Origin of the sequence: Sagittula sp. SSi028, from assembly GCF_048553715.1 — a bacterium.
GTDB lineage: Bacteria > Pseudomonadota > Alphaproteobacteria > Rhodobacterales > Rhodobacteraceae > Sagittula.
Genome location: NZ_JBLZNC010000005.1, coordinates 113,292 through 130,926, shown reverse-complemented (window position 1 = coordinate 130,926; position 17,635 = coordinate 113,292). Strand labels below are relative to the sequence as shown.

Sequence of the window (17,635 nt, the reverse complement as noted above, 5' to 3'; positions counted from 1 at the left end):
GGCTAAGTCATCTGTCGAGTTCGCATCGCCCGCAGGGTCACCCTTTGGTCAGGACCGCCATGTAGAAACCGTCCATCCCACCGTGTTGCGGCCAGAAATCGGGACGCAGACGCAGCCCGCCTTCTTCGCTGCGCCAGCGATCCTCGATCCAATCGGCCTCGGGGCGGATCACCTTTAGGTCAGGATGACGCTCCAGCGCCTCTTCGATCTGGCACTCGCCCTCGTCGGGGATCAGGCTGCAAGTGGCAAACACCAGACGCCCACCGGGCTTCAGCAGGGACAGCGCATGGTCCAGCATCCACGACTGCAACCCGATCAGCTCGGCGATTTTCTCGCCCTGATGGGCGTGGGGCAGATCCGGATGGCGGCGAATGGTGCCCGTGGCAGAACATGGCGCGTCCAACAAAATCGCATCATAGCTGCCGCGATGTTCCAACGCGTCGCCCGCCACCAGTTTGGCGCGCAGCCCACAGCGGTCAAGGTTCTCCTGCACGCGCTGCAGGCGCGCCTCGGACAGATCCAGCGCGGTGACCTCTGCCCCGGCTGCGGCCAGTTGCAGCGTCTTGCCGCCCGGCGCCGCACACATATCCAGCACCGACAGGCCGGACACATCACCCATCAGCTTGGCAGGCAGCGCGGCTGCCGCATCCTGCACCCACCACGCGCCGTCCTTGAAGCCGGGCAAGGCGCTGACCTGCCCCGCATCCCGCAAACGCAGCGACCCTGTGGGAAGCACCTGCGCCTCCAGCCCCTCAGGCGCGGTGCCCTTCAACGTCAGATCCACCGGCGCGCCGTTGAAATGCGCGCGCTCCATTTCTGCCATCACATGCGGGCCCCAGGCATCCACCAGCGGCTTGCGCAGCCATTTCGGCAGGCGCGGCACGCGTAGTTTGCCCCACACGGCAGGCCCTTCGGCGGCGACCTTGCGCAACACCGCGTTGATCAGCCCCTTGGCCCCTTGCGTGGCCTTGCCGGCGGCGGCGATGTTCACACAATCGGACACAACCCCATGGGCCGCACCGCCTGTGCACAGCTCCAGACAGCCCAGCCGCAGGATGTTCATCACCCGAAGCTCGGGCGTTTTGCGCAGATAGTTCTTCAGGATCTTGTCGCAGCGTTCCAGCCCACGCAACACATCTGCCGCCAACCGCCCCGCAGCGGCCCGATCTGCCGGGGCCAAACGGTCCAGCCGGGCGTCTTCGGACAGCGGCAAACCACGGTCCAGAACCTGATCCAACAGGTCCACAGCGGCCAGACGGGCGGGGCTTGGTGCGCTCATGTTCTCTCCTGATGTTGCGGGCCGACCTTGCCGGGACCGGACCCTCGGGCCTATATCAACACCACCCCACAGAGGAAAGCCTCATGACCGACAGCCCAGACACGCCCGACACACAGACCGATCTGCCCCCCGCCGCCCAACGCGCCCTAGCCGAAGCCGCCGAACGCCGCGCCCAACTGGAGGCCGCCGAACAGGCCCGCCCCAAGGAATACGGCGGCCGCGACGGGCTGGACCCCGCCCGCTACGGCGACTGGGAGAAAAAGGGCATCGCCATCGATTTCTGATGCGCCAGTCGGGTCGGCGGGTGGGCGAATTGCCGCAGGGCAAGAGAGCCACCCACCGGACCGCCCGGCCAAAGCCTCAGGTCAGGCCAAGCACATCCAGCATGTCATAATGGCCCGGCGCCTTGCCCTGCGTCCACAGCGCGGCCTTCAGCGCGCCACGCGCAAACAGTGCCCTGTCGGATGCCATGTGCTTCAGCACGATCCGCTCGCCCGGCGTGGCAAACATCACCTCGTGTTCCCCGATGATGTCCCCGCCCCGAATGGCGTGAAAGCCGATATCGCCCCGCCTGCGAGCGCCGGTGATGCCGTCCCGCCCGCGATCCGACACATCAGACAGCGCCACGCCGCGCCCTTCGGCAGCCGCCTCGCCCAGCATCAAGGCTGTGCCAGAGGGGGCATCTACCTTGTGGTGATGGTGGCCTTCGATGATCTCGATGTCCCAATCCGCGTCCAGCGCCTGCGACACCTGTTTGACCAGACGGGTCAACAGGTTGACGCCCAGCGACATATTCCCCGCCCGCACGATCACCGACCGGTCCGCCGCCTTGTCGATGGCGGCAATGTCTTCGTCGGTCAGCCCGGTCGTGCCGATCACATGGGCGATACCCGCCTCTGCGGCCAGCGCGGAAAAGGCCACGGTCGCCACGGGGGCGGTGAAATCGATCACCGCATCGGCGCGCGCGAACACCGCTGCCGCATCATCCTCGACCGTTACGCCCAGCGCCGTGCCGCCCATGGCGGTGCCCACGTCCTGACCCACCCAGTCATGGCCCGACCGCTCCAGCGCGCCGACAAGTTCCAGATCCTGCGACGCGGTGATCTCGCGCACCAGCATCTGCCCCATGCGTCCCGAAACGCCTGTTACCACCACGCCCGGCTGTTTGGTCATCGCTTTGTCTCCACATCCTTTTGCTGCCCATCCCTTACAACCCCGCGTCCCGCTTGGCAAAGCGGCACTGACGCTCTAACTGTCACCCTATGGCAAAGAACAGATTCCACGACGGCCCCGGCCCGTCCCAAAGACAGCTCCGCGTCTCCGAGGTCATCCGGCGACAGCTTTCCGACGTGCTTTCGCGCGGCGAGGTGCATGACCCCGAACTCAACCGCATGGTCATCACCGTGGGCGAGGTCCGCGTCTCCCCCGATCTCAAGGTGGCAACCGCCTATGTGGTGCCCTTGGGTGGGCAGAACGCGGACGAGATGTTCGAGCTGCTCAAGCGTAACCGGAACGAATTGCGCCGCGCCGTCGCCAAGGGGCTGACGATGAAATTCTCGCCCGAGCTGCGGTTCCGTCTGGATGAGACATTTGACCAGCTCGACGAAACCCGCCGCCTGTTTTCGGACGACACCGTCCGCCGCGACGTCGAGTAATCGCCCCATGTTGCGCCAAGCGTTGCCCGCTGTGATCGTGGCCGGCCTGTCGCTGTTGGGTCTTGCCCCTGCGGCGGGGGCGGTCAGTTGCGAAAACACCGAATTTGACGACAACCGCTTCACCGTCTGCACCGTGGATGCCACCACCGAAGAGCTGGGCCTTTACCGTGCCAAGCCCGATGGCGCACCTTATGGCCATTTCACCTTTCTCGATCAGGCGCTGGCCGATGAAGGCAAGACATTGGTCTTTGGCATGAACGCCGGCATGTATCACGACGACCGCTCCCCCGTTGGCCATTATGTGGAGAACGGGCGCGAAGAGATGCGGGTGATTGCCTCCGCCGGTCCGGGGAACTTTGGCCTGCTGCCCAACGGTGTGTTTTGCATCGCCGACGACAGCGCGCGTGTTTTTGAGACGGGCGATTTCCTGAAGCAGGCCCCGAGCTGCAATCACGCCACGCAATCCGGCCCGATGCTGGTGATCGACGGCAAACTGCATCCGCGCTTCCTGCCCGATTCGACCTCGCGCTATATCCGCAACGGTGTAGGCACGACACAGGACGGCAGCCGCGCGGTCTTTGTGATCTCTCAGAACACGGTGACCTTCCACGAATTTGCCCGCTTTTTCCGCGACGGGTTGCAGCTGCCCAATGCGCTGTTTCTCGATGGCAATATCTCGCGGCTGTACGCACCGGAACTGGGACGCAATGATCTGGGCCGCCGCATGGGGCCGATCGTGGCCGTGACAAAACCGCTGGATTGATCCTGCCCGCCCCGACATCGGGCGGTCATGTGGTCGCCCATGGGGCTGCGCAAAGGGCCGGGCGCGACGCGTGAAAGGCTTGCACGCAAGCCGCCTGCAGCCTACCTCGGTACAAACCACTACGGAGGCCGTCCCATGTCCCAGTCCCCTTCCGATCTGACGCGCGCCCTGCTGGACGCCGCCCGCAAGGCCGGGGCAGATGCCGCCGATGCGGTTGCCATTGATGGCACCGCCGTGTCCATCGACGTGCGCGCGGGCGCGCTAGAACAGGCGGAACGGGCCGAGGGCTGCGATCTTGGCCTGCGGGTTTTTGTCGGTCAGCGGGTTGCGTCGGTGTCCACGTCGGACACCCGCCCGGACACCTTGGCGATGCTGGCTGAACGCGCGGTCGCCATGGCCCGCGAAGCGCCCGAAGACGTCTACGTGGGGCTGGCCCCCTCTGACGCGCTGGCCCGCGACTGGGATATCGCCGCTTTGGAACTGGCCGATCCGACACCGGAACCCTCTGCCGCCACGCTCGAAGACGATGCACGCCGGGCCGAGGCCGCCGCATTGGCCGTCGCAGGTGTGACACAGGTGCAATCCGCATCGGCCACCTATTCGGCACAGGATGTGGCCATCGCTGCCACCAACGGGTTCGAAGGCAGCTACCGGCGCACCTCGCGGTCGCGGTCCTGCGTGGCCAGCGCGGGCGAAGGCCTGAAGATGGAGCGCGATTACGACGGCGACGGGCGGACCTTTCAGGACGACCTGCGCAGCGCCGAGGACATTGGCCGCGTCGCCGGTGAGCGTGCGGTGGAACGGCTGAACCCGCGCCGCCCCAAGACCGGCGCCTACCCCGTACTGTTCGATGAACGCATTTCCGGCTCTCTTATCGGGCATCTGGCCGCCGCCTCCAACGGGGCGGCCATTGCACGCGGTTCTTCGTGGCTGCTGAATGCTATGGGCGAAGACGTCCTGCCCAAGGGGATCGACCTGATCGAAGACCCCCACCGCCCGCGCGCGGCCTCTTCCCGACCCTTCGATGGCGAGGGGCTGCCCACCCGTCGGCGTGCACTGGTCGCGGACGGGGTGTTGCAGGGCTGGACGCTGGATCTTGCCAATGCACGCAAGCTGGGTCTCGACAGCACAGGCAACGCGGCGCGCGGCACGTCGGGCGGGATCAGCCCGGCTTGCTGGAACCTTGAGCTGACCCAGGGCCAGAACAGCCGCGCCGAGCTGATGGCGCAGATGGGCACAGGCCTGCTGGTCACCTCGATGATCGGATCGACCATCAACCCCAACACCGGCGACTATTCCCGTGGTGCTGCGGGTTGGTGGGTGGAAAACGGCGTCGCGGCCTATCCGGTGTCCGGCGTGACCATCGCGGGCAATCTGCGCGACATGCTGCGCAGCCTGATCCCCGCAAACGACGCCCGCCCGTGGCTGTCGCGTGTTGTGCCGTCGCTTCTGGTCGAGGGGCTCACGCTTGCGGGAGACTGATCTGGACCTGCTGATCCGCGCGGCCCGCGCCGCCGGACAGACGGCCTGCGCCTTTGTCGGCCAAGAGCTTGGCGTGCGTGACAAAGACGATGGGCAAGGCCCGGTGACTCAGGCCGATCTGGCCGTGAACGACCGGCTGGAACAGATCCTGCGCGACGCCCGCCCCCATTACGGCTGGCTGTCCGAGGAAAGCATCGACGACCCCGCACGGCTGACGCAGGACACGGTCTTTGTAATCGATCCCATCGATGGCACACGATCCTTCATTGAAGGCGCGCGCACATGGGCGCATTCGCTGGCCATTGTCCGCGACGGCGTGACCACCGCAGCCGTCGTATTTCTGCCCTTGCTGGACCGGCTTTATTCCGCGCAACAGGGCATGGGCGCACAGATGAACGGGGCGCCGATCGCGGCCTCTGCGCGGGGTGATATTGAAGGTGCGGATCTGCTGGCCACCAAACCTGTGATGGCGGCGGAACACTGGCGCGGTGCCGTCCCGCAGGTGACCCGCCACCACCGCCCATCGCTGGCCTATCGGCAGTGTCTGGTGGCCGAGGGGCGGTTTGACGCCATGCTGACCCTGCGCGCCACGTGGGAGTGGGACATCGCCGCCGGCGCGCTGATCCTGTCAGAATCCGGCGCGCGTGTCAGCGACCGGCGCGGGTCCGCGTTGCGGTTCAACGCGCCGCATCCGCAGACAAACGGCATGGTGGCCGCCAACCCCGCCCTGCATGACGGGCTGTTGCAACGGCTGGCGTGAAACCGCTACTGTTCTGGCAAGACATTCTTGACCCGGGCGTGGCAGTTTACGGCGACCGCGGCCTTGACCCTCGGGGCGGGATGGATACTTACGCGGCACTATGCGCCACCCCCTGCTACACAGGAGTACGGAAATGCAACGTCTTCACCTTGTCTTCGGCGGCGAATTGACCGACCCGACAAAAACCGTGTTTCGCAACGTCGATGACATTCACATCGTTGGCATCTTTCCCAACTATGAGGCGGCCTATGACGCGTGGAAAGAGAACGCCCAGAAGACCGTAGATAACGCGCATATGCGCTACTTCATCGCGCACCTGCACCGCCTGCGCGAAGAAGGGGCAGAGGCGTCTTCGACCGAGGAGTTGGGTTAACCCTTATGTCAGGTCGCGCGCTGTCGTTGCAGGCGTATCTCGCCACGGCGCGCAAGGGCGCGGCCACGGACATGCCTGCCCTGCCGCCACGGCCTGCGGGGCCGTTGGTTTGGGCCTATGCCACGGGCAAGGCGCGGGGCCGCGCCATGGCGGATCTATGCGCGCGGCTGGACAACCAATATCCTGACGTCACGCTGGCCATCTCCGGCGACATTCCCGCACAGCCCGACATGCTGAGCCTGCCAGTCCCGCCAGAGCGCCTGTCGATGTGTTCCACCTTCGCCACCGACATTGCACCCGATGTGGTGCTGTGGGGTGGCGGCGAATTGCGCCCTGCGCTGCTGTTTGCCCTGTCGCAAGCGGGCACACGGCTGATGGCGCTGGATATTGACGCAGAGGCGCCGCAAGCCACCAGCGCCGCGCGATGGCTGCCCGACCCTTCGGCGGCGACGCTTGCGTTGTTTGACCAGATCTACGCCACGGGCGAGGCCGCCGCACGGCGGTTGCGGCGCATGGGGCTGGACAGCGCACGCATCCATGCCGCCACCCCGCTGACCGAAAGCGCGATGCCCCTGCCCTGCCCCGAGGGGCTGCATGACGAGCTGAGCGGCTTGCTCGCGGGCCGTCCCGTCTGGCTGGCCGCGCGGCTGCGCGGACTAGAGGCGCGCGACGTGCTTGCCGCGCACAGGCAAGCGATCCGGCTCAACCACAGGCTTTTGCTGGTGATTGTCCCCTCGGACGAGGATGAGGCCCTGCGCATCACCCGCGCCGCCGAAGCCTCGCAGATGCGGATCTGCAACTGGGATGCGGGCGACACGCCCGACGAGAACACCCAAGTCATGCTGACCGAAGGGCCGGAAACGCTGGGCCTGTGGTATCGCGTGGCCCCGCTGGCGTTTCTGGGCGGCTCTCTGCTGACAGGCACAGGCGGGGAAAACCCGTTCGAGGCGGCAGCGCTTGGCACCGCGATCCTGTACGGGCCGAACGTGGGCAAACATCTGGGCAGCTACTCGCGACTGGTCGAGGCAGGCGCCGCCCGCATTGTCCGCGATGCCGATTCGCTGGCAGCCGCCGTGCTGCAACTGGTCGCCCCCGATCAGGCCGCGCAGATGGCCCATGCGGGCTGGGATGTGATCACTTCGGGGGCCGAACTGGTCGATCAGGTGATCGCCGATGTGTCGGATTTTCTGGATAAAAAGGACGCAAGCTGATGCATGCCCCGAAATTCTGGGCAACCGCGCCCGACGCGCCCAGTTGGCAATCGCGCCTGCTGGCACCGCTTGCCGCGCTGACCGCCCGCGCCACTGCTGCACGGGTGGCCCGCGCGCCTGACGTGCGCCCCGATGTTCCGGTAATCTGTATCGGCAACATCAACGCAGGCGGCACCGGCAAGACACCCACCGCCATCGCTGTGGTCCAGTTGCTGCAAGCGCGCGGGCTGACGCCCCATGTGGTCACGCGCGGCTACGGCGGCAAGCTGGCGGGCCCCGTGCAGGTCGATCCATCGACGCAAACCGCCGAAGAGACGGGGGACGAGCCGCTGCTGCTGGCCGCCTTTGGCCCCACGTGGGTGGCCAAGGACCGTGCCGCAGGGGCCCGCGCGGCCCAACAGGCCGGTGCGGATGTGATCGTGTTGGACGACGGTCTGCAAAATCCGGCGATTGCCAAGGATCTGACAATCGTGACCGTGGACGCCCATATGGGGTTTGGCAACGGGCGCTGCCTGCCGTCGGGGCCGCTGCGCGAACCGGTGGCGGCGGGATTGGCGCGCGCCGATCTGCTGGTCTCGATCGGGCCGCCCCATGCGCAGGACCGGTTTCGCGCCACATGGCAGGATGCGCTGTCTGTGCCCCAGCTGAAGGCCGCGCTGACGCCGCTGCAAACCGGCATGGATTGGCAGGATATGCCGGTGTTTGCCTTCGCGGGCATCGGCCATCCGGAGAAGTTCTTCGCCTCCCTGCGGGCCGAGGGCGCAGACCTGCGTGGCACAGTCGCCTTGGGCGATCACCAGCCCTACACCACCGCCATCTTGCAGCGCATCGTGCAGGATGCGGCCAAACACGGGGCGCAACTGGTCACCACAGAGAAAGACGCGGTGCGGCTTCCAGCTGGCATGCGGCGTGCGGTGCTGACCCTGCCTGTCAGGCTGACCTTCGACGACAGCGCGCTGCTGGACGCTGCACTGGACCGGGTCCTGGGGCGGTAATCACTCTGCCGCCAGCGGCTTTTGCGCCTCGTCCATCCCGATTCGTGCCAGCTCGGCCACGACGCCACGCAGACGCGTCTGAAGCGGGCCGAACTGCTCTGTGCGCTGAATGGTCCGTTCGTTCATGTAAAGCGCGCGGTCGATCTCGATCTGAACCGCGTGATAGCCGCGCGACGGGCGGCCATAGGCCTGCGTGATATAGGCTCCGGCAAAGGGGACATTGCGCGCCACCTCGAACCCTGCATTAACAAAGATCGCTTCGATCTGGTCGACAATCGCGGGGCTCGCCGATGCGCCAAAGCGGTCACCGATCACGATCTCCGGACGCCGCGCGCGGTCGCGCATGACATTGTGCAGCGCCTCGTGCGGCATCGAATGGCAATCGATCAAAACCGCCTGCCCGAACCTTGCGCGCGCGCCTTCCATCAGCAGGGCCAGTTTGGCGTGGTAGGGCTTCCAGATCTGTTCGATCCGGCGCTCCGCCTCTTGCCGCGACAGCTTGCCGCGGTAGATGGCCCGCGCGCCTGCGACGACCCGAGGGACGACCCCCAGACCGCTGGCGATTCGCGGATTGTGACCGGCGCGGCGGACGCCTTCGATCAGCGCGGGGTCCAATTCATCCGCCGCGCGATTAAGGTCGACATAAGCACGCGGCGCACCGGCCAAAAGCAACGGCGCACCGTGGTCGGGCGCAGAATCATAAAGCAAATCAACCCACGCGTCCTCGGACGAGCGAATCAAACGGGTGTCGAGAACCGAGCTTTTGAGAAATTCGGACGGATAATCCCGCCCCGAATGCGGCGACGCAAAAACCGCGCAGGACCGCAACGCATCAGGTAAATAAAGATGATAAGGTATACAGGCCATAAACAATCCTTTGCATGGCACAATGAACGAAATCTTTCTCTGCCAAAAGCCCTTGATCCCACCTGAGAACCTATTTATAGACCCCTCCACCGGCGCGGTCATCCCGCGCTTCTTTCTTCTGAAAGAGGCGGGAACGGGGCAGCAGCGCAGGCCATATGGGTGATTAGCTCAGCGGTAGAGCACTTCGTTGACATCGAAGGGGTCACTGGTTCGATCCCAGTATCGCCCACCATGAATTCACCCTCCGGGGCACGGGCGCGTCCGAACAGAACGCGCCCTCCGTGTTCCGGAGACAGGCATGCAACTGGCGCTCGCGCGCCGCGAAAGACGAAGGAGAGACCCATGAAGGTCGCTAACTCGCTCCGCTCGCTCAAGAAGCGCCACCGCGACTGCCGCGTTGTGCGCCGTAAGGGCCGCGTTTACGTCATCAACAAGACCCAGCGCCGCTTTAAAGCACGTCAGGGCTGATACGCCCAGGTCTTCGCGATAGCGAACACAAAGAACCCCCGCAGGCCAGCGCCTACGGGGGTTTTTGTGTCTGCCGCTGGCCTTTAGTTGCTGCGCATACGGTCAATCACCATCAGCATCTGCCTTGCCCGCGTGGATTGCGCCCCGTTGGGAAACATCCGCAGATAAGAGCGCACGGCCTCTTCTGATCCCAGCCGCTCCACCTCTGCCCACATGACAGCATCGGACGGTCCCGGCGCGGCTTCGGGTGCTGCAGCCTGCGCGTTGCGCTGGCGTTCTGCGGCGGCGCGCGCGTCAGCGGCGGCACGGGCAGCGGCATCACGTTTGCGGCGTTCTTCGGCGGCACGGGCCTGATCACGGCGGATCCGCTCCTGACGGGCGGCTTCGCGGATCTCCGCTGCGCCCTCGTCCAGTTTGGCAATCTGGTTGAGGTCGAGATAGCCGGTGGGTTCCAGCCCCTCGGCCGTCTGCCAAGCACGCACGGCATCGCGGGTCCCCTCGCCAAAGATTCCGTCAACGCCCCAGTGGTAGACGCCCAAGGCATCCAGATCGCGCTGGATGTCACGACGGGCATCGCGATCCAGACGCAACTGTTCCTCTGCGCGACGCAGGTCATAGAACGGATCGGCCTTGATTGCCTTGAGCCGCTGGTTCGCGGCATTGGCATAGGTGCCATTGGGTTGCGCCGCCAGATAGGCGTCATAGCTGCTTTCGCTGTTCTGGATACGCGCGGCGCGCCACGCGGCCTCGTCTGCGGCGATCTCCACCTCAGAGCGGGTGTCTTCCGGTGCGGTGTCCTCCGCCTCGGCGGTTGTGTCGGGCGTGGCGCTGTCCTCGGGGACCTCGGTTGTGGTGGTTGTATCCGGCGTAACATTGCCCTCAGCTGTGGTTTCCGCGATGTTCTCCTCAGCCTCAGCCTCAGCCTCAGCCTCAGCCTCAGCCTCAGCCTCAGCCTCAGCCTCAGCCTCAGCCTCAGCCTCAGCCTCAGCCTCAGCCTCAGCCTCAGCCTCAGCCTCAGAAACCGGAGCTGTTTCCGCCTCTGCGATCAAGGCCTCTGCCGTCTCTACCGCCGCGTCCGTCTCCGCCGTATCCTCTGGCGCGTCCTCAACCGCTGGCGGGATCGGCGTAATCTCGACCGGCGCATCCTCTGGTTCTTCCGGCGCCGACGTAGCCGCCTTTGGCACGACCACCAGATCGTCTGGCGCGTAGCCTTCGACCACCAAACCCGCTGCACGGGCGGCAGCCACCACAGGTTGCCCCTGTGTCGTCATTTGGCCAGCCGCAAAGCGCGACACAGCCGATTCAGGCCCGCGCAACACGGTCACGCCCGATGGCACCGACAGCGCCCCCGGACCCGCAGACAAGAAGTCCCCGAAATCCGCCGCAACCGCGCTTTCGCTCAGCACCAGAAACCCGCGCCCGGGGTATTTTGCCAGAACGCTGAGCGCGGCGTCGATGGGAAAGGCTTCGACCATGACAGCGGAATCGCTTAACGCGGCTCCGTCCGAGGCGGGCAATAAATAAGCCCCCGCCGGACCATGCAAAAATGCGCCCGCCAGCATCACCAGCACAGGACCATCATCGTCCAGCCCGCTGACGAAATCCGCAAACCCCTGCGACATGGCAGGTCCCGTGGCATCCCGCGCCTCGGTCACGTCAAAGCCCTGATCGCGCATGGCCTGTGATGTCTCGTCCACCTGGGTCGCTGAAAACAGCGTTTGCACCCCGTTGTAGACGCTATTGCCGATGACCAAAGCGTCACCGTTTGCCTGCGCAGCTGTGCCCGTAATTAGCCCTGCGATGGCAAGTGTCAGAATCCGCATAACAAATCCTCCTTTTGTCCAAGCCTACAAGGCTGCGGCACTATCTCAAGAAAGGATTGCACCCGTTACAAAAGGATCGCGTCAGGGTCTGTCAGTCACGCCTTGTGCGAGATCGGAATTCTGCACGTGTTAACATATGCTTACCTCGCGTCAGTCATAGCTGCGCTGATCCTCGATCACGACGCCGTCGCGCGGCAGGGAACCCGGCGCGACCAGCTCCACCGCGCCTTTCAGCTTCAGAACATCGGCAATCGAGCCTTCGATTCCCGAAATTTCCGTGGCTGCGGTTTCGATTCGCACCGTCATCACATCCCGCTCTCCCACGCGGCTGGCAACGATGCGCGCGCGGTCGATCTGGGGGTGCTTGCCCACCAGTTGGGCGACCTGTTCGGGGCGCACAAACATGCCCTTGATCTTGGTTGTCTGATCGGCGCGCCCCATCCAGCCCTTGATCCGCGTGTTGGTCCGCCCACAAGGCGACGTGCCGGGCAGCACTGCGGACAAATCGCCAGTCGCAAAGCGGATCAACGGGTAGTCGGGGTTCAGCGAGGTCACCACGATCTCGCCCACCTCGCCGTCGGCCACCGGCGTGCCGGTGCCCGGCGTGACCAGTTCAACAATCACTTGCTCGTCAAGGATCATCCCCTCCATCGCGGCGCTTTCATAGGCGATATTGCCGAGATCCGCGGTGGCGTAGCACTGCAGGCAGCGAATGCCGCGCTCCGCGTAATAGGTGCGCAGTGACGGGAACAAGGCTCCGCCCCCTACAGCCGCACGATCGATCCGCAGACCAAGGCCCAACTCATCCGCCTTTTCCAAGATGACCTTTAAATAATCCGGTGTGCCCGCATAGGCGGTGACCCCGATGTCTGCCGCCGCGCGCGCCTGTAGTTCGGTCTGCCCCGTGCCCGCAGGCAGAACCGCCGCGCCCACGGCACGCGCGCCGCTCTCAAAGATCATTCCGGCGGGGGTCAGATGATAGCCGAAACAGTTCTGGACAATGTCCCCCTCTCCGATCCCGCAGGCATGCAGAAACCGGCCCATCCGCCACCAGTCATGGCTGACCCCGCCGGGTTCATAGATCGGACCGGGCGATTGAAACACATGCGCCATGTTGCGCACCAACGCCCCGCCAAAGGGCGGCTGCTGCGCCTGCCGGGCCGCCAGATCGGATTTGCGCAACACCGGAAGCGCAGACAGACCGTCCAGCGTTTCAACCGGCCCCTGCCCTTGCTCCGCCAGAAGCGCGTTTAGCGACTGCAGTTGCGCCGCTTGGCGTTCGTCATGACTGCGCGTCTCCAGCGCGTCGTAATAGCTCGTCATCGCCTGATCCTCCTGACCCGTCGGGGTGATTTGCATCGGCTGCCCCCAAAGGCGGCAGCACGTTTTCGTCAATTTCATCAAAGCTGTTCACCACCGCGACCGGCAGATCAGCCTGCCGGATCTGGTCCACAGCCGTTTGCGTCTCGGACGACACGGACGAGGACGCCTGCCGCAGCACCACGCCGCCAATCCGGCCCGCGTGGCGCAGCACCGCATCGCGGTAGACCATCGCATCCTTTTGTCCGGTGTCCCCGAACAGCCAGAACCGCAGGCCCGGGTTCGCCGAAAGGATCCGATCGATCGAGGCACCCTTGTGGTCCCCATGCCCTGCCCCGATCAGCCCCTGTTCCGACACGCCCAGATCACGCAAAAACATCGGGCCGATCACCAATCCCGCGCGGTCGAACACCTTTTCAAGAAAGGTAAACAGGTTCCACGGTGACGAGCTGACATAGAACACCGGGTTGCGGCCTGCCTCGTTCAACCGGCCCATCAGACGCACCGCGTCGGGAAAGACCTGACGGGTCAAGGCGTTGCCGGTAAAGGTGGTCCACAGATTGCGCAGCAGCGAATAGGCCCCCGTCTGCATCATCGTGTCATCAATGTCCGAGATCACCCCGAACCGCGCATCCGAAGGCGGCACCAGAACCGGCATGGCAACAGCCCCGTCCACGGTGTCGGGCAGCTCTGCGGCCACATCCACCCACCCCGCGTGATCGGGACGGCGAGGCACCGTTAGCCGCAGATAGCCCTCCGCGTCTGTCTGCCCTTCGACACCACCGGCGCGGACGGTGACATCGCGCACCTCCGAGGTCAGGAACAAGGACACCATCTGCTTGAAATTCACCCAGCGGCTCTGGTCCGCCTCCGGCGCGCTGCGCCGCACCGCACTGACCACACGCCCCTGCACCACCAGCCCGTCGGGATCGGCAAACCCGCGATACGCCTTCAACATCGGCGGCCCCGTGCGCCGGAACAGATGTTCGACCAATCTTTCGACGCCGCGCGCCGCCCGTGTCACAGCCATGACATGCCCTTTCGCAATTGCTTCAGGCAAGCCAACGCTTGCGACGGCGATAAGATCGCACATCCCGAAAACTCTTGCGGCCATCCTCGGACATACCAAGGTAGAATTCCTTGACGTCGGGGTTCTCGCGCAGCTCTGCGGCAGGGCCTTCCATCACCACACGACCGTTTTCCAGAATATAACCCGAGTGGGCATAGCGCAGCGCCACATTGGTGTTCTGTTCAGCGAGCAGAAAGGACACGCCCTCCCCCTCGTTCACAGCCTTCACAATCTCAAAGATCTGTTCCACCAGCTGCGGCGCCAGACCCATGGACGGCTCATCCAGCAGGATCGTTTCCGGACGCGACATCAGCGCCCGCCCGATGGCCACCATCTGCTGCTCCCCGCCAGAGGTATAGCCCGCCTGCGATTTCCGCCGCTCCTTCAAACGAGGAAAATAGGAATAGACCATCTCCAGATCCGCCGCGACAGCCGCCTTGCCGTCACGCCGCGTATAGGCGCCGGTCAGCAAGTTCTCCTCGACGGTCAGATGCTCAAAACAATGCCGCCCCTCCATCACCTGAATGACGCCCCGCCGCACCAGCGCCGCCGGATCCAGATCCTGCACACGCTCCCCCTTGTACAGGATCGACCCCTTGGTCACCTCGCCACGCTCAGAGTGCAGCAGATTGGAAATCGCCTTCAAAGTGGTCGTCTTCCCAGCGCCATTGCCCCCCAGCAAAGCGGTGATGCCGCCCTGCTTCACCGACAACGACACCCCCTTCAGCACAAGGATCACGTGGTTGTAGATCACCTCGATGTTGTTGACCTCCAACAGGCTGTCCTGCGTTTTTACCCCGTCCAGCATCTCGCTCTCCCTGTCCAACCCGGCCACGATCACGCCGCCCGCATCCGGCGCGCGCCACCTCGGGCTTTTTCTTAGCTCAAATACCTGAAATCCTGCGGCATCAACCGCACCGGCCCGATGTTTGGAACCGACACCATGCCGTGCAACGGGCAGCCCGACAGGGCCGCCCGCGCCTTGGCCGTTTAGCCCGCGCAGTCCTCGTTCACCGCCCAAGGCTGGTTGGCTTCGGCATATTCCGCAGCTTTTTCCGCCACGATCCCCGCATAGGCATCGGTGTTGGCTTTCATCAGCTCGGACGCCTTGACGAATTTCTCGCCATCCCATTCCAGCATCCAGCCACCGGAGTTTCCGGTATGGTCGGAACACGACGTGCTGAACGGCGGCACCATTCCATCCAGACCCAGCTCAGAGATACGCTCTTCGGTCATGTTGATATTCTCCAGCCCCCAGCGCAGCTGTTCGGCGGAAATCTCGGCGGTCCCGAACTCCTTTTGCGCGCTGGCAATACCCTCGCCGAGAATGGCCGAGATGATGATGCCACGGCTGTAGAACACGCCTTCCATTTCCTCGGCGTTGGACTTGCTGTTGCCCGCGTCCACGACATGCTTCTGGATGTCCGCCATCACAGGGGCATCCGCATTCGGGAAGGACCAGGAAATCGACTTATAACCCTTGCCAGCCTCCCCCACGATCTTGAGGTCCGCATCATGTCCGGCCCACCAGACGCCAAGGAAATTCTCCATCGGGAACTTGGTCTTGACCGCTTCGGTGATGGCGCCGGCGTTCATCGCGCCCCAGCCCCACATCACCACGTAATCGGGGCGTTCACGGCGGATCTGCAGCCACTGTGCCGACTGGTTTTGCATCTCTTTCAGCCCCACGGGGATCGGCACCAGATCAAAGCCCTTTGCCTCGGCGTGCATTTCCAGCACCGGAAGCGGCTCCTTGCCGAACGGATGATCCAGATGCAGGAAAGCGATCTTTTTCCCGCTCAGGCTTTCCTGCCCTTCGAGGTACTGGATGATCATATCCGCCGCATCCCAGTAGCCCGCCGGAATGTTGAACGCCCACTGGAACGTCGTGCCATCCATCATCGGCGAGAACCCGTACCCCGGCGCAAGGATCGGGATATTATCTACGTTGGTTTTCGGCAGAACCTGCAAGGTAATGCCCGTGGACCACGGCTGTGTCACGATGGCACGGCCCTTGGTCTTCTCGTAGCACTCCACGCCCTTTTCGGTGGAATAGCCGGTCTCGCATTCCTCGGCGTTGATCATCATGCCGCCGATGCCGCCATCGCGGGCGTTCAACATGGCGAAATAATCCGCCTGACCGTTCATCAGCGGGATGCCCGTGGCGGCAAAAGGACCCGTCCGGTAGGCAAGGTTGGGGGTATACAACTCTTGTGCCAGCGACGCCGTCGCGGTCACACCGGCCACCATCACGGCCACGGCCAACTTGGTAAATTGTTTCATCTCGTCTCCTCCCTGAGATCATGTTCGTCTTGGTGATCTGCCTGAGCGACCGGTCTCCTCCCCCCGCCGCGCAGACAAACTGTCGTAGGGCGGGGCTGTGCCCCGCCGCCCCCACCGCTTAATGCGGGAAGGGCCAAAGGATCAGTTTTTCACGGATCAGCCGCCACAGCTGTGCCAGACCATGCGGTTCCACAATCAGGAAAAACACGATGAGGCTGCCCACGATCATGATGTTGAGATGCTCGACCGTGGCGCTGTCGATCGGAATGCCCAGCGCATTGGGCGCAAGGTTCAACACCACCGGAAGGCCCACAATCAGAATGGCACCCAGATAGTTGCCCATGATCGATCCCAGCCCGCCAATGATGGCGATGAACAGGATGCGGAAGGACAAAGGAATATCGAACAGGTTGGGCTCTGCCGCGCCGCGCCACATGAAGACGAACAAGGCCCCCGCAACCCCCACGATATAGGACGAGATAGCAAAGGCCGTCAGCTTGGACTTCATCAGGTTGATGCCGATCAGCTCTGCGGCGATGTCCATGTCACGCGTCGCTTTCCATGTCCGCCCAAGCGTGCCCCGCGTAAGGTTGATGCACACCCACGTCAGCAGACAGACGATAAACAAGACGACATAATACTGGACCACCGACGACGCCTGCGGCCCCGCCACATAGACGCCGAACATCTGCATATTGGGCACCTGGATCGCGCCGCTGGCGTTGTAGTTGTACAGCCAGGCCCATTTTTCGAACAACCACACCAGAAAGAACTGCGCCGCCAGCGTTGCAATCGCCAGATAGAACCCTTTTATCCGCAAGCTCGGGATGCCGAACGCCACCCCCACACCGGCGGAGAACACCCCCGACAACAGGATCGCCACAATGGGGTTCATCCAGGGCATCAGCGTGATCAGCTTGTAGCAGGCATAGGCCCCCACCCCCATAAAGGCCGCCGTCCCAAGGCTCAGCTGCCCTGCATAGCCCGTCAGGATATTCAGCCCCAAAGCGGCCAGCGAATAGATCAGGATCGGGATCAACAGCGTCTGAAAGGCAAACTCGCTGGCCGTCAGCGGAAAGATCAGCCAGGCAAAGGCAAGGATCACCGCCAGCAGAACCGCATCCTGCCGCACCGGGAACAAAGCCTGATCGGCCTGATAAGTCGTTTTGAACTGTCCTGCGGTGCGATACAGCATCCGCGCTCCTCCCCTGTTTGCCCGGACCTTGGCCGGGCCTTGTGATACGTGCTGCAGCGCCGCGACATCCTCCCCGATGCGTGGCGCTGTTC

18 protein-coding genes and 1 tRNA gene are annotated in these 17,635 nt (G+C 64.2%); 10 read left to right on the top strand and 9 right to left on the bottom strand.

What is annotated here, in order from left to right:
• Positions 1-37: 37 nt before the first annotated feature.
• Positions 38-1,279, bottom strand: coding sequence for an RsmB/NOP family class I SAM-dependent RNA methyltransferase (locus tag ACN5AZ_RS11275; protein WP_419428983.1), 1,242 nt, complete (start codon positions 1,277-1,279; stop codon positions 38-40).
• A gap of 83 nt (positions 1,280-1,362) precedes the next feature.
• On the opposite strand from ACN5AZ_RS11275, the gene ACN5AZ_RS11270 reads away from it, so the two are divergent.
• Positions 1,363-1,563, top strand: a complete 201-nt coding sequence (locus tag ACN5AZ_RS11270; RefSeq protein ID WP_419428982.1) for a DUF1674 domain-containing protein — start codon at positions 1,363-1,365, stop codon at positions 1,561-1,563.
• Between the two features lie 76 nt (positions 1,564-1,639).
• Here the strand turns inward: ACN5AZ_RS11270 and dapB are convergent, their stop codons facing one another.
• Positions 1,640-2,452, bottom strand: a complete 813-nt coding sequence (gene dapB, locus ACN5AZ_RS11265; RefSeq protein ID WP_419428981.1) for a 4-hydroxy-tetrahydrodipicolinate reductase — start codon at positions 2,450-2,452, stop codon at positions 1,640-1,642.
• Positions 2,453-2,541: 89 nt separating this feature from the next.
• On the opposite strand from dapB, the gene rbfA reads away from it, so the two are divergent.
• From rbfA to lpxK, 7 genes are all read left to right on the top strand, one after another.
• Positions 2,542-2,934 carry a 30S ribosome-binding factor RbfA gene (gene rbfA, locus ACN5AZ_RS11260; RefSeq protein ID WP_419428980.1) on the top strand — a complete coding sequence of 131 codons (393 nt, stop codon included), beginning with the start codon at positions 2,542-2,544 and terminating at the stop codon, positions 2,932-2,934.
• 7 nt (positions 2,935-2,941) lie between these two features.
• Positions 2,942-3,697: a phosphodiester glycosidase family protein gene (locus tag ACN5AZ_RS11255; RefSeq protein WP_419428979.1), complete on the top strand. Its 756-nt coding sequence runs from the start codon at positions 2,942-2,944 to the stop codon at positions 3,695-3,697.
• Between the two features lie 135 nt (positions 3,698-3,832).
• Positions 3,833-5,179, top strand: a complete 1,347-nt coding sequence (locus ACN5AZ_RS11250; protein WP_419428978.1) for a TldD/PmbA family protein — start codon at positions 3,833-3,835, stop codon at positions 5,177-5,179.
• Positions 5,166-5,939, top strand: coding sequence for an inositol monophosphatase family protein (locus ACN5AZ_RS11245; RefSeq protein WP_419428977.1), 774 nt, complete (start codon positions 5,166-5,168; stop codon positions 5,937-5,939). Before ACN5AZ_RS11250 ends, ACN5AZ_RS11245 begins: the two co-directional genes overlap by 14 nt.
• A 133-nt stretch (positions 5,940-6,072) precedes the next feature.
• Positions 6,073-6,312, top strand: coding sequence for a DUF4170 domain-containing protein (locus ACN5AZ_RS11240; RefSeq protein ID WP_419428976.1), 240 nt, complete (start codon positions 6,073-6,075; stop codon positions 6,310-6,312).
• 5 nt (positions 6,313-6,317) lie between these two features.
• Positions 6,318-7,523, top strand: a complete 1,206-nt coding sequence (locus ACN5AZ_RS11235; protein ID WP_419428975.1) for a 3-deoxy-D-manno-octulosonic acid transferase — start codon at positions 6,318-6,320, stop codon at positions 7,521-7,523.
• Positions 7,523-8,518 carry a tetraacyldisaccharide 4'-kinase gene (gene lpxK, locus ACN5AZ_RS11230; RefSeq protein ID WP_419428974.1) on the top strand — a complete coding sequence of 332 codons (996 nt, stop codon included), beginning with the start codon at positions 7,523-7,525 and terminating at the stop codon, positions 8,516-8,518. The genes ACN5AZ_RS11235 and lpxK overlap by 1 nt, the downstream gene beginning before the upstream one ends.
• On the opposite strand, the gene ACN5AZ_RS11225 is transcribed toward lpxK, so the two are convergent.
• Positions 8,519-9,385, bottom strand: coding sequence for an N-formylglutamate amidohydrolase (locus ACN5AZ_RS11225; protein WP_419428973.1), 867 nt, complete (start codon positions 9,383-9,385; stop codon positions 8,519-8,521).
• 157 nt (positions 9,386-9,542) lie between these two features.
• Here ACN5AZ_RS11225 and ACN5AZ_RS11220 point away from each other — a divergent pair.
• Positions 9,543-9,617 (top strand) — tRNA-Val (locus tag ACN5AZ_RS11220).
• A 110-nt stretch (positions 9,618-9,727) separates the two neighbouring features.
• Positions 9,728-9,853 (top strand): type B 50S ribosomal protein L36, encoded by a 126-nt coding sequence (gene ykgO / locus ACN5AZ_RS11215; RefSeq protein WP_007792261.1) that lies wholly within the window; start codon positions 9,728-9,730, stop codon positions 9,851-9,853.
• A gap of 83 nt (positions 9,854-9,936) precedes the next feature.
• Here the strand turns inward: ykgO and ACN5AZ_RS11210 are convergent, their stop codons facing one another.
• The 6 genes from ACN5AZ_RS11210 to ACN5AZ_RS11185 all read right to left on the bottom strand — a co-directional run bounded on the left by ACN5AZ_RS11210 (position 9,937) and on the right by ACN5AZ_RS11185 (position 17,543).
• A complete protein-coding gene (locus ACN5AZ_RS11210; RefSeq protein WP_419428972.1) occupies positions 9,937-11,676 on the bottom strand; it encodes a peptidoglycan-binding protein in 1,740 nt (579 codons plus the stop codon).
• Between the two features lie 150 nt (positions 11,677-11,826).
• Positions 11,827-12,999, bottom strand: a complete 1,173-nt coding sequence (locus tag ACN5AZ_RS11205; protein WP_419429156.1) for a phenylacetate--CoA ligase family protein — start codon at positions 12,997-12,999, stop codon at positions 11,827-11,829.
• Positions 12,959-14,026, bottom strand: a complete 1,068-nt coding sequence (locus tag ACN5AZ_RS11200) for a phosphatase domain-containing protein (protein WP_419428971.1) — start codon at positions 14,024-14,026, stop codon at positions 12,959-12,961. The genes ACN5AZ_RS11205 and ACN5AZ_RS11200 overlap by 41 nt, the downstream gene beginning before the upstream one ends.
• Positions 14,027-14,048: 22 nt before the next feature.
• Complete coding sequence (locus ACN5AZ_RS11195) at positions 14,049-14,873, bottom strand: ABC transporter ATP-binding protein (RefSeq protein ID WP_419428970.1); 825 nt, start codon at positions 14,871-14,873, stop codon at positions 14,049-14,051.
• A gap of 182 nt (positions 14,874-15,055) precedes the next feature.
• Complete coding sequence (locus ACN5AZ_RS11190; RefSeq protein WP_419428969.1) at positions 15,056-16,348, bottom strand: ABC transporter substrate-binding protein; 1,293 nt, start codon at positions 16,346-16,348, stop codon at positions 15,056-15,058.
• A 118-nt stretch (positions 16,349-16,466) separates the two neighbouring features.
• Positions 16,467-17,543, bottom strand: a complete 1,077-nt coding sequence (locus ACN5AZ_RS11185) for a branched-chain amino acid ABC transporter permease (RefSeq protein WP_419428968.1) — start codon at positions 17,541-17,543, stop codon at positions 16,467-16,469.
• Positions 17,544-17,635: the final 92 nt, after the last annotated feature.